The organism is Nonomuraea rosea, assembly GCF_039539705.1.
GTDB classification, from domain to species: Bacteria; Actinomycetota; Actinomycetes; order Streptosporangiales; family Streptosporangiaceae; genus Nonomuraea; species Nonomuraea rosea.
The window spans coordinates 116,428-127,812 of sequence record NZ_BAABDQ010000042.1 but is presented as its reverse complement, the minus strand read 5'-3'; the positions used below and the strand labels follow the sequence as shown (position 1 = coordinate 127,812).

The following is an 11,385-nucleotide window of genomic DNA, read 5'->3' as shown; positions in this document are numbered from 1 at the left end:
GCGCGGACGTGCCGCCGCCCAGGGGCCCGCGCCGGCCACCGCCGCCGCCGCGCCCGCCCAAGCCGCCGCTGGTGCTGCGGCTGGGCAGCCCGCGCAGGCGGGTCAACATCGGCCTGATCGGCATGACGTTCGTGCTGTCGATCTTCGCCGGACGGCTGATCCAGATGCAGGGCCTCGACTCCAAGGTCTATGCGGAAGCCGCCGTCGACCAGCGCCAGCACACCGAGGACATCCCCGCCAAGCGGGGCTCGATCACCGACGTCAACGGCCACGAGCTGGCCGTGACGGTCGAGGCGCGCGAGGTGGCGATCGACCCCAGCAAGGTCGCGGCGGCCGTACGCGCGAAGATGGCGGCCATCCTGGCCAGGCAGCTCGGCAAGCCCGAGCCGGAGATCGCCGCCAAGCTGGCCAAGACCACGAGCCGCTACCAGCTCCTGGCCAGGGACGTCGACCCGGTCGTGGCCACCAGGCTGCTGCAGGCCGGAGTGCCCGCGCTGTCCACGAAGAAGACCTACCGCAGGCTCTACCCCGCGGGCGATCTCGCGGGCACCCTCATCGGGTTCGTGGGCGACGAGGGCAACGGGCTCGGCGGCATGGAGCAGGCGCGAAACTCGCTCCTGGCCGGCCGCGACGGCAAGCAGCGCGTCGAGACCGGGCGTGACGGCCAGCGCATCCCGATGACGAGCAGCCAGCGCACCGCGCCCGTGAACGGCCAGGACGTGCGGCTGACCATTGACCGCGACATCCAGTGGGCCGCCCAGAAGTCCATCACCGAGCAGGTGCGCGCGTCCGGGGCCGACAGCGGCACCGTGATCGTCATGGACGTGCGGACGGCCCAGATCATCGCCATGGCCAACGGCCCCGAGCTCGACCTGAACAACTGGCGCAAGGCCCCCGCGTCCGACTACGTCAACAAGGCGGCCTCCGACGTCTTCGAGCCGGGCAGCACGAACAAGGTCATCACGGCCGCCGCCGCGCTGGAGGCGGGCGCGGTGAACCCCGACACGGTGTTCCAGGTGCCCGACAACATCCGCTGCGCGGACCGCGTGCTGCGCGACGCGCACGCGCACAAGGCCGAGAGCATGACGTTCCGCCAGGCGGTCGCCCAGTCCAGCAACGTGGCCACGATCATGGCCGCGCGCAAGGTCGGCAGCGAGCGCCTCTACGGGATGCTCAAGGCGTTCGGATTCGGCACGACGCCCGGCGGCGGCGTGCCGAGCGCCGAGGCGGGCCTGCTGCCCGACTACAAGAGCTGGTCGGGCAGCCAGAGCTGCACCGTCGCCTACGGCCAGGGCGTGTCGGTGACCGCGCTGCAGATGGCCAGCGTCTACCAGACCATCGCCAACGGCGGCGTGAAGGTCGAGCCGCAGATCGTCGCGGGCCTCACCGACACCTCGGGCAAGTTCGTCCCGGCCGCCGCCGGTAAGCAGACCAAGGTGGTGAGCACGACGACTGCCAAGGAGATCACGACGATGCTGGAGAGCGCGGTCAGCGCCGAGGGCACCGGCCAGCTCGCCGCCATCCCCGGCTACCGGGTGGCGGGCAAGACGGGCACGGCCAACCGCTACGACTCCGAGCTCGGCCGCTACGAGGGCTACACTGCCTCCTTCGCCGGGTTCGCGCCCGCCGACAACCCGCGCATCGTGGTGCTGTCGGTGCTGCAGAACCCGACGAACGGCCACTTCGGCGGGCAACTGGCGGCCCCCGTCTTCAAGGATGTGATGACGTTCGCCATCAAGAGCAAGAAGATTCCTCCCACAGGCTCCGCCGCGCCGCAGGTGCGGATGCGCGCGGGACAGTGACCAGGGAAGGTACGCTCTCGCCGTGCGTCCCCCGTCGTCTATGCGTCCCACGACCAGCCCGCCTCGCCCGCTGACCGGGCTCGCGACCATGCTCGACGCCGATTCCGGCACGTCGAGGTCGCCTCACGCCGCCCTGACCGGCGTGACCATCGACTCCCGCAACGTAAGACGCGGGGATCTCTACGTCGCGCTGCCCGGCAGCCGGGTCCACGGCGCCACCTTCGCCGCTGAGGCGATGGCGAGCGGCGCCGTGGCCGTGCTCACCGACCGGGCCGGCCGCGACGCCTCCGTCGCCACCGGGCTGCCGGTGCTGATCGTGCCCGACCCGCGCGCCCTGCTCGGGCAGATCTCCTCCTGGGTGTACGGGCAGCCGGCCCACGACATCCAGGTGCTCGGCGTGACCGGCACCAGCGGCAAGTCCACCACCTCGTTCATGCTCGAAGCCGGCCTGCGGGCGGCCGGGCACACGGCGGGGCTGGTGGGCGGCGTGGAGATCCACGCGGGCGCGCTGTGCTTCCAGCCGACCCACACCACGCCGGAGGCGTCGGTGCTGCACGGGCTGTTCGCCCTGATGCGCGAGGAGGGCGTCAGCGCGGCCGCCATGGAGGTCTCCAGCCACGCGCTGGCGCTCGGCAGGGTCGACGGCATCTTCTACGACGTCGCCCTGTTCACGAACCTCTCCCAGGACCACCTCGACTTCCACAAGGACTTCGAGGACTACTTCGCGGCCAAGGTGAAGCTGTTCCAGCCGGAGCTGAGCAGGATCGGCGTGACCAACATCGACGATCGCCACGGGCGCGAGCTGCTCGGCCTGGCGAAGGTGCCGATGACCACGTTCTCGGCGCTGGGCGACCCGGAGGCCGAGTGGCGGGCGCTGGAGACCAGGCTCGGCGCCGACGGCAGCGCGTTCAGGGTGGTGGGTCCCGGCGGGGTGGAGGCCGACGCGCAGATCTCGCCGCCCGGCCCGTTCAACGTCGCCAACGCGCTCGGCGCCATCGTCACCCTCGTCGAGGCGGGGGTGCCGCTGCAGACCGCCGTGCACGGCGTCGGCACGCTCACCGGCGTGCCCGGCCGCATGCAGCGCGTCACGGGGGCCGATCACGAGTTCCAGGCGATCGTCGACTACTCGCACAAGCCCGGCGCCGTGGAGTCGGTGCTGCATTCGCTGCGCACCGTCACGGCGGGCGCGCTCACGATCGTGCTCGGCTGCGGCGGCGACCGCGACAAGGGCAAGCGCCCCATCATGGGCGAATCGGCCGCCAGGCTGGCGGATGTGGCCATTTTCACGAGTGACAATCCGCGCTCGGAGGATCCGCTCGCCATCCTCGCGACGATGATGGAAGGAGCGCTCCGCGTTCCGCAGCAGGACCGCGCTCATGTGATCATTGAGCCCGACCGCGCGGCCGCCATCGGCCTGGCGATCGCCCGGGCCGGGCGCGGCGACGTGATCGTCGTGGCAGGCAAGGGCCACGAGCAGGGCCAGTACGTTTCAGGCGAGGTGATCCCCTTCGACGACCGCGAAGTGGTCGCCGAAGCGATCGACGCACGCAAGGAAAGCAGGAAGCACTAATGATCCCGTTGCCTCTGGCCAGGATCGCCGAGATAACCTCGGGCGCCCTGTCGGGAATGGCAGATCCCCGCGCCGTGGTGCGCGGGCCCGTCGTGATCGACTCGCGGGCCGTAGAACCGGGATCCCTGTTCGTCGCCATCAAGGGCGCGCGAGTCGACGGTCATGACTACGCCGCGCAGGCGATCCGGGCCGGGGCCGTCGCGGTCCTGGCCACCAGGCCGGTCGACGGGCCGTCGGTGATCGTGCCCGACACCGCCGCCGCGCTGGCCGAGCTGGCCACCGCGCAGGCCGCCGCGCTGCCCAGGGTGAGCGTGATCGGCGTGACCGGCTCGGCCGGCAAGACCAGCACCAAGGACCTGCTGGCCAGGCTCACCGCGCGGATCGGCGCCACGATCGCTCCCGTCGGGAGCTTCAACAACGAGCTCGGTCACCCTCTGACGGTGCTGCGGGCCGACGCCGACACCCGGTTCATGGTGCTGGAGCTGGCCGCGCGCAACATCGGCCACATCAAGGACCTGACCCGCATCGCGCCGCCGCAGATCGGCGTCGTCCTCAACGTCGGCACCGCGCACCTCGGCGTGTTCGGCGGCAAGGAGGCCATCGCCAAGGCCAAGGGCGAGCTGGTCGAGGCGCTCCCGCGGACCGGCGTGGCCGTGCTGAACGCCGACGACCCCCTGGTGCGCGGGATGGCCTCCCGTACCGACGCCAGGGTGACGTTCTTCGGGCGCGGCGAGTCCGCCGCGATCCGGGCGGAAGGCGTCACCGTGGACGTCCGCGGGCGGGCCTCCTTCACGCTGCGCACCCCGTCGGGGAGCGCGCACGTGTCACTCAAGCTGTACGGGGAGCACGCGGTCGAGAACGCGCTGGCGGCCGCCGCGGCCGGCTACGAGCTGGGCCTGCCGGTCGCCACCATCGCCGCCGAGCTGTCCGCGGCGACGCCCGCCAGCCGGTGGCGGATGGAGGTGAACGACCGGCCCGACGGGGTGACGGTCGTCAACGACGCCTACAACGCCAACCCCGACTCGATGCGGGCGGCCTTCGGGGCGTTCGCGGTGCTGGGACGGGGCCGGCGGCGCTTCGCGGTCATCGCGGCGCTGCGGGAGCTGGGCGAGGAAGGGCCCGCGCTCAACGCCGAGCTCGGCCGGCTGGCCGGCGGCGCCGGGCTGGCGGGGCTCATCGTGGCCGGGCCCGACGCGGGGCCCGTGCTCGAAGGCGCCCACGCGGCCGCCCAGGAGGCCCTTCAGGCGGCTGCCCAGAGCGCCGCCCAGCCCGTGGCCCCGGGGCCCGCTCCGGGCGTCGTCCCGCACGCTCCCGGCCCGCAGCATCCGGTCCCGCAGGGGCCGCCCCAGCACCAGCAGCCGGCTCGGCATCCGATCGAGGGCCCGCCCGCGGGTCCGCCGCAGGGGTGGCAGGCGCCTGACTCCGGCGGGCCCCGGCCCGCTGGTCCTCCTCCGATGGCCGGGCCCCCGGCCGGTGGTCCGCCGGTGGGCAGTCCGCCGATGGCCGGTCCGCCGGTGGGCGGGCCCCCGGTGGGTGGGCCTCCGGTCGGGGCTCCTCCCATGGGCGGGCCGCCGGTCGGTGGGCCGCCGCCGGGCGGCTATCCCGTGCAGCCGACGCGGATCGTGCACGTGCCCGACGCCGAGGCGGCCGCGGCCGAGCTGGCCGGCTGGCTGCGGCCCGGTGACGCCGTGCTGATCAAGGGACCGCGGGCGATGGGGCTGGAGCGCACGGCGGAGCTCGTGCTCGGAGGTACCCCCCAGTGACCAATATCATCATCGCCGGCGCGGTGGGCCTCATCCTCTCGATGCTGGGCACCCCGCTGGCGATCAGGCTGTTCTCGCGGCGCGGCTACGGCCAGGAGATCCGCGAGGAGCTCGCGGCCTCCTCCTCCGGCCACCAGGGCAAGCGGGGCACCCCCACCATGGGCGGCACGGTGATCGTGCTGGCCGCCCTGTTCGCGTACGGCGCCTCGCACCTGGCGCAGCTCACGCCCCCCACCGTGTCGGGCATGCTGGTGCTGTTCCTGATGACGGGGCTCGGCGCGGTCGGGTTCCTCGACGACTTCATCAAGATCTACAAGCAGCGCAGCCTCGGCCTCCGCAGCGGCGCCAAGGCGCTCGGCCAGCTCATCGTCGGCGCCGTGTTCGCCGTCCTGGTGACCCGCCAGCCGAACGTCTACGGCATCACCCCCGCCGAGACCCGCGTGTCGTTCCTGCGCGACATCGGCCCCTCGATCGGCCTCGTCGGGTTCACCATCTGGGTGCTCATCATGATCGTCGGGTTCTCCAACGCGGTGAACCTCACCGACGGCCTCGACGGACTGGCCAGCGGCGCCACCGGGGTGGTGCTGGGCGCGTACGTGCTGATCGGCAACTGGCAGCTCCGCAACAACTGCATCGACCAGCTCGGCCCCAACTGCTATTGGGTACGAGATCCGCTCGACCTGGCCGTGGTGGCCGCCGCCGTGCTCGGGGCGCTGATCGGGTTCCTGTGGTGGAACGCCCCGCCCGCCCGGATCTTCATGGGCGACACCGGCTCGCTGGCTCTGGGCGGCGTGCTGGCCGGGCTGGCCATCGCCACCCGCACCCAGCTCCTGCTGATCATCCTGGCCGGGCTGTGCGTGATCATCACGATGTCGGTGATCATCCAGGTCGGGTTCTTCAAGATGACCGGGAAACGGGTGTTCAGAATGGCCCCGCTGCAGCACCACTTCGAGCTGAAAGGCTGGGCGGAGACCACGATCGTGGTCCGCTTCTGGCTGATCGCCATGTTGTGCGCGGCGCTCGGGCTCGGCCTGTTCTACGTCGAGTGGATGCCCCGGTGATGAGCCTGACCTGTGTGGCCGGGCTCGGCGTGTCCGGCGTCGCCGTGGCCAGGGTGCTGGCCGGGCGCGGCGAGCGCGTCGTGGTCCTGGAGTCCGTGGAGGGCGAGCGGCAGCTCGCCGCCGCCACCGAGCTGGCCGGGCTCGGCGTCGAGACCGTCTTCGGCGAGCCGGTCCTGCCGAAGGGGGCCACCCGGCTCGTCACCACCGGCTGGGCGCCGCACCACCCGCTGATCGCCGCCGCGCTGGCTGCGGGGGTCGAGGTCGTGGGCGAGGTGGAGCTGGCCTGGCGGCTGCGGCCCGCGCAGGCCGCCCCGTGGCTGGCGCTGACCGGCACCAACGGCAAGACCACCGCCGTGCGCATGCTCACCTCGATCCTGCTGGCCGCCGGGCGCAAGGCCGTGGCCGTGGGGAACGTGGGCCTGCCCGTCGTACGCGCCGTCGCGGAGCCGTACGACGCGCTGGCCGTCGAGCTGTCCAGCTTCCAGCTCCACTGGTCCAGCACGCTGGCCCCGCACGCGGCGGCCATCCTCAACGTGGCCCCCGACCACCTCGACTGGCACGGCTCCATGGAGGAGTACGCCGCCGCGAAGGGGCGCGTCTACGAGCGCGCCGGGACGGTGATCTTCAACGCCGACGATCCCGAGGCGGCCAGGCTGGCCGCGCCCTACCCGGGGGCGGTCGGGTTCACCCTGCGGGTGCCCAAGGCCGGGGAGCTCGGCGTCGTGGAGGACCTGCTGGTCGACCGGGCGTTCGTGGCCGACCCGGTGGAGGCGGCCGAGGAGCTGGCCACGCTGGAGGACGTCCGCCCGTTCGCGCCGCACAACGTGGCCAACGCGCTGGCGGCCGCCGCCCTGGCCCGCTCGCTGGGCGTGCCGTCCGAGGCGGTCCGCCAGGGCCTGCGCGACTTCGTGCCCGACCCGCACCGGCTGGCCCACGTGGACAGGATCGGCGAGGTCGACTACATCGACGACTCCAAGGCGACCAACCCGCACGCCGCGGCCGCGGCGCTGGCCTCGTACCCGTCGATCGTGTGGGTGGCGGGCGGCCAGCTCAAGGGCGCGGACGTCGACGACCTGGTACGCCAGGCGGCGCCGAGGCTGCGCGGAGCGGTGCTGCTCGGGGTGGACCGCGCCAGGATCGCCGAAGCCATCGCGCGACACGCGCCGAATGTCCCAGTGGTGGACATCGCGGATCGGGAGACTGGTGTGATGGAAAGAGTCGTCACCGAAGCCGCCCGCCTGGCCTCGCCAGGGGACACCGTGCTGCTCTCCCCGTCGGGGGCCTCCCTTGACATGTTCGCCAACTATCCGGCTCGGGGGGAGGCCTTCGCGCGCGCCGTGCACGAGCTGAGGCAGCGGCGTGACCGCGAGCGCTGAGAGCCAGGAAGGGCCGGGCACCTGGGCGCGCGAGCAGCTCGGCTCGCTGAAGGAGCTGCTCGAGAAGCCGCTGACCACCTACTACCTGATCATCATGTGCAGCGCGCTGCTGCTGGCGCTCGGGCTGATGATGGTGCTGTCGGCCTCCAGCATCGAGGCGCTGCAGAAGACCGGCAGCCCGTTCTCGTGGTTCATCAAGCAGTCGCTGTCGGCCGCGGTGGGCGTGCCGGTGATGTACGCCTGCTCGCGCCTGCCGGTCAAGTTCTTCCGCTGGGCCGGCTACCCGCTGATGGCGCTGTCGATCCTGGCGCTGGTCATGGTGCTGTTCATCGGCTCGTCCGAGCTGGGCGCGCAGCGGTGGATCTACATCGGCCCGTTCACGATCCAGCCGTCCGAGCCGGCCAAGCTGGGCCTCGCGCTGTGGGGCGCCGACCTGCTGGCCAGGCGGGTGCGCCTGGGCAAGATCGAGTGGCGGCAGATGCTGATCCCGCTCATGCCCGGCACCGCGATCCTGGCCGTCATGGTCATGCTCGGCAGCGACCTCGGCACCACGCTGGTGCTGTTCATGATCTTCCTGGCGCTGCTGTGGGTGGTGGGGGCCCCGGTCAAGCTGTTCGGCGGCATCCTGTCGCTGGCGGTGCTGGCCGCGATCATCATGATCAAGGTGGAGCCGTACCGGATGGCGCGCATCGGGGCCTTCCTCGATCCGTGGGCCGACGCCCAGGGCGCCGGATACCAGGCCGTACAGGGGCAGATCGCGATGGGCTCCGGCGGCTGGTTCGGGCTCGGCCTGGGCAGCAGCCGCCAGAAGTGGAGCTGGCTGCCGCACGGTGAGAGCGACTTCATCTTCGCCATCCTCGGCGAGGAGCTCGGGCTGATGGGCACGCTGATGGTGGTGGCGCTGTTCGGGCTGCTGGGGTATGCCGGGCTGCGGGTCGCGGTGCGGGTCAACGACGCCTTCATCAGGCTCGCCGCGGCCGCGATGGTGGCCTGGATCGTCGGGCAGGCGACCGTCAACATGGGCGCCGTGCTGGGCGTGCTGCCGATCACCGGCATCCCGCTGCCGCTGGTCTCGTACGGCGGATCCTCGCTGCTGCCCACGCTGGCCGCGCTCGGGATGCTGCTGTCGTTCGCGAAACGCGAGCCGGGAGCGCGAGAGGCCTTGGCCGCTCGTGGCCCCGGAGCCGCCGCCCGGGCTCTAAGCTGGCTTGGCCTGGGGGGTACGACCAGAGGCCGAGCTACACGTTAGGGAGTGACCGAGATGAGGGTGGTCCTCGCCGGTGGGGGGACGGCCGGGCACATCGAGCCCGCGCTCGCCCTTGCGGACGCACTGCGTCATCTTGACCAGAGCGTCGGCATCACCTGCGTCGGCACGGAGCGCGGCCTGGAGTCGCGGCTCGTGCCTGCCAGGGGCTACGAGCTGGAGCTGGTGCCGGCCGTGCCGTTGCCAAGGGCGATCACTCCGAGCCTGCTCACCGTGCCGGGCAGGCTGGCGGGAGCCATCAACGCCACGGCCGCCATCCTCGACCGGGTGGGGGCCGACATCCTCGTGGGCTTCGGCGGCTACGTCGCCACCCCGGCCTACCTGGCGGCCAAGAGACGCGGGGTGCCGATCGTCGTGCACGAGGCCAACCCCCGTCCCGGGCTGGCCAACCGGCTGGGCGCCAGGCTGACCGAGCACGTCTTCTCCGGCTTCCCCGACTCCGCGCTGCCCAAGGCCGAGTACATCGGCACCCCGCTGCGCCGCGACATCGTCACGCTCGACCGGCTGTCCACGGGCGACAAGGCGCGCTCCTGGTTCGGGCTGGAGAACGACCGGCCGACGCTGCTGGTGTTCGGCGGCTCGCAGGGGGCCAGGTCGATCAACCAGGCCGCGCTCGCCGCGGCGCCCGTCCTGCGCCGGGCCGGGGTGCAGGTGCTGCACGTGGTCGGCCCGAAGAACACCGTTGACCGCGAGCCGCCGCCCGGCGACCCCCAATACGTCCTGCTGCCCTACGTCGACCGGATGGACCTCGCCTACGCGGCGGCCGACCTGGCGCTGTGCCGCAGCGGCGCGCTGACGTGCGCGGAGCTGACCGCGGTCGGGCTGCCCGGCGCCTACGTGCCGCTGCCGCACGGCAACGGCGAGCAGCGCATCAACGCCGAGCGCATCGCGCGCGGCGGCGGCGGCCTCCTGGTGGACGACGCCGACCTGTCACCTGATTGGATCATTCAGAACGTGCTGCCCATCCTCCGCGACCCCGAAAGGGTCGCCGTCATGTCGGAGGCCGCCGCCAGACTGGGGCGGAAGGACGCCGATATCATGCTTGCCAGGAAAGTGTTGGAGATAGCCCGATGAGTCTCGTCAAGCTGGTCGATCCCGTCGCCGTAGAAGATCTGGGGCGGGTGCACTTCATCGGCATCGGTGGCGCGGGCATGTCCGGCATCGCGCGCATCCTGCTCAAGCGCGGCGTCCGGGTGTCCGGCAGCGACGCCCGCAGCTCCGAGCTGGTCACCGAGCTGCGCGAGCTGGGCGCGACCGTGCACATCGGCCACGCCGCCTCGCACATCAGGGACGTCGACACCGTGGTCGTCTCGACCGCCATCCGCGACTCCAACCCGGAGCTGGGGGAGGCGCTCAAGCAGGGCGTGCGGATCATCCCGCGGGCCGCCGCGCTGGCCTCCGTCATGGCCGGGCGCACCGCGGTGGCCATCGCCGGCACCCACGGCAAGACCACGACCACCTCGATGCTGACCGTGGCGCTGCAGAAGAGCGGCGCCGACCCGTCCTACTGCGTGGGCGGCCAGCTCGTCACCACCGGGCTCGGCGCCGACGACGGCCACGGCCGGGTGTTCGTGGCCGAGGCGGACGAGAGCGACGGCTCCTTCCTGATGCTCGCGCCCGACATCGCCGTGGTCACCAACGTGGAGGCCGACCACCTCGACAACTACGGCGACCCGCGGGCGGTGCACGACAGCTTCGCCAGGTTCGCCGACAGGGTCGGCTCGCTGCTCATCGTCTGCGCCGACGACCCGGGCTCGGCCGCGCTGGCGCGCACCGCGCGCGAGCGCGGGCTGCGGGTCAAGACCTACGGCCTCGAAGGCGCCGACTACCGCGTGAACGGGGTCATGCCCGACGGGTTCGGCACGGTGTTCAGCATCGAGGGCAAGGGCGACGTGCGGCTGGCCGTCCCCGGGGCGCACAACGCGCTCAACGCCGCGGCGGCGATCGCCGTGGCCGACGAGCTGGGGCTGCCGTTCGAGGAGATCAGGCAGGGCCTGGGGGCCTTCACGGGGGCCAAGCGGCGCTTCGAGGCCAAGGGCGAGGCCGGCGGCATCGCGGTGTTCGACAGCTACGCCCACCATCCGACCGAGCTGGCCGCCGACCTGCGGGCCGCCCGCGACGTCGTCGCCTCCTACTCCGGCACCGGCCGGGTCATCGCGGTCTTCCAGCCGCACCTCTACTCGCGCACGCGCTTCTTCGCCGACGAGTTCGGCGCGGCGCTGGGGCTGGCCGACGAGGCGATCGTGCTCGACGTCTACGGCGCCCGCGAGGATCCGGAGCCCGGCGTGTCCGGCGCGCTGGTGGCCGGGCGGGTGCCGCTGGCCGCCGAGCGGGTGGCGTACGCGCCCGACCGGGCGGCGGTGCCTGACCTGGTGGCGGCGCGGGCGCGGCCCGGCGACATCGTGCTCACGATGGGCGCGGGCGACGTCACCGAGCTCGGTCCCCAGATCGTGGCGCGCCTGTCCTGAGCGAAAGGCCTGGTCCCTGTTCCGCTTCCTTGCTCGATCCGGATGATCGCTTGGGCGTGGCGAGCGGTGTTACGCGGTGCG

Annotated in this window: 8 protein-coding genes; all 8 read left to right on the top strand. The window is 72.5% G+C overall.

What is annotated here, in order from left to right; all coding sequences use genetic code 11:
• The first annotated feature begins 71 nt into the window (after positions 1 to 71).
• Genes ABEA43_RS54470 through murC form a run of 8 tightly spaced genes read left to right on the top strand, consistent with a single transcriptional unit; the run spans position 72 to position 11,304 of the window.
• Positions 72 to 1,802 carry a peptidoglycan D,D-transpeptidase FtsI family protein gene (locus ABEA43_RS54470; protein WP_486348732.1) on the top strand — a complete coding sequence of 577 codons (1,731 nt, stop codon included), beginning with the start codon at positions 72 to 74 and terminating at the stop codon, positions 1,800 to 1,802.
• A gap of 40 nt (positions 1,803 to 1,842) precedes the next feature.
• Positions 1,843 to 3,372 carry a UDP-N-acetylmuramoyl-L-alanyl-D-glutamate--2,6-diaminopimelate ligase gene (locus ABEA43_RS54465; protein WP_345574868.1) on the top strand — a complete coding sequence of 510 codons (1,530 nt, stop codon included), beginning with the start codon at positions 1,843 to 1,845 and terminating at the stop codon, positions 3,370 to 3,372.
• Positions 3,372 to 5,135, top strand: a complete 1,764-nt coding sequence (locus ABEA43_RS54460) for a UDP-N-acetylmuramoyl-tripeptide--D-alanyl-D-alanine ligase (RefSeq protein WP_425570607.1) — start codon at positions 3,372 to 3,374, stop codon at positions 5,133 to 5,135. Before ABEA43_RS54465 ends, ABEA43_RS54460 begins: the two co-directional genes overlap by 1 nt.
• On the top strand, positions 5,132 to 6,196 hold the full coding sequence (gene mraY, locus ABEA43_RS54455) for a phospho-N-acetylmuramoyl-pentapeptide-transferase (RefSeq protein WP_345574866.1): 1,065 nt from the start codon (positions 5,132 to 5,134) through the stop codon (positions 6,194 to 6,196). Before ABEA43_RS54460 ends, mraY begins: the two co-directional genes overlap by 4 nt.
• Positions 6,196 to 7,572, top strand: coding sequence for a UDP-N-acetylmuramoyl-L-alanine--D-glutamate ligase (murD, locus tag ABEA43_RS54450; RefSeq protein WP_345574864.1), 1,377 nt, complete (start codon positions 6,196 to 6,198; stop codon positions 7,570 to 7,572). Before mraY ends, murD begins: the two co-directional genes overlap by 1 nt.
• Positions 7,556 to 8,821 (top strand): putative lipid II flippase FtsW, encoded by a 1,266-nt coding sequence (gene ftsW, locus ABEA43_RS54445; RefSeq protein ID WP_345574862.1) that lies wholly within the window; start codon positions 7,556 to 7,558, stop codon positions 8,819 to 8,821. Before murD ends, ftsW begins: the two co-directional genes overlap by 17 nt.
• Positions 8,822 to 8,833: 12 nt before the next feature.
• Positions 8,834 to 9,910 carry an undecaprenyldiphospho-muramoylpentapeptide beta-N-acetylglucosaminyltransferase gene (gene murG / locus ABEA43_RS54440; protein WP_345574860.1) on the top strand — a complete coding sequence of 359 codons (1,077 nt, stop codon included), beginning with the start codon at positions 8,834 to 8,836 and terminating at the stop codon, positions 9,908 to 9,910.
• Positions 9,907 to 11,304 carry a UDP-N-acetylmuramate--L-alanine ligase gene (gene murC, locus ABEA43_RS54435; RefSeq protein WP_345574858.1) on the top strand — a complete coding sequence of 466 codons (1,398 nt, stop codon included), beginning with the start codon at positions 9,907 to 9,909 and terminating at the stop codon, positions 11,302 to 11,304. The genes murG and murC overlap by 4 nt, the downstream gene beginning before the upstream one ends.
• Positions 11,305 to 11,385: the final 81 nt, after the last annotated feature.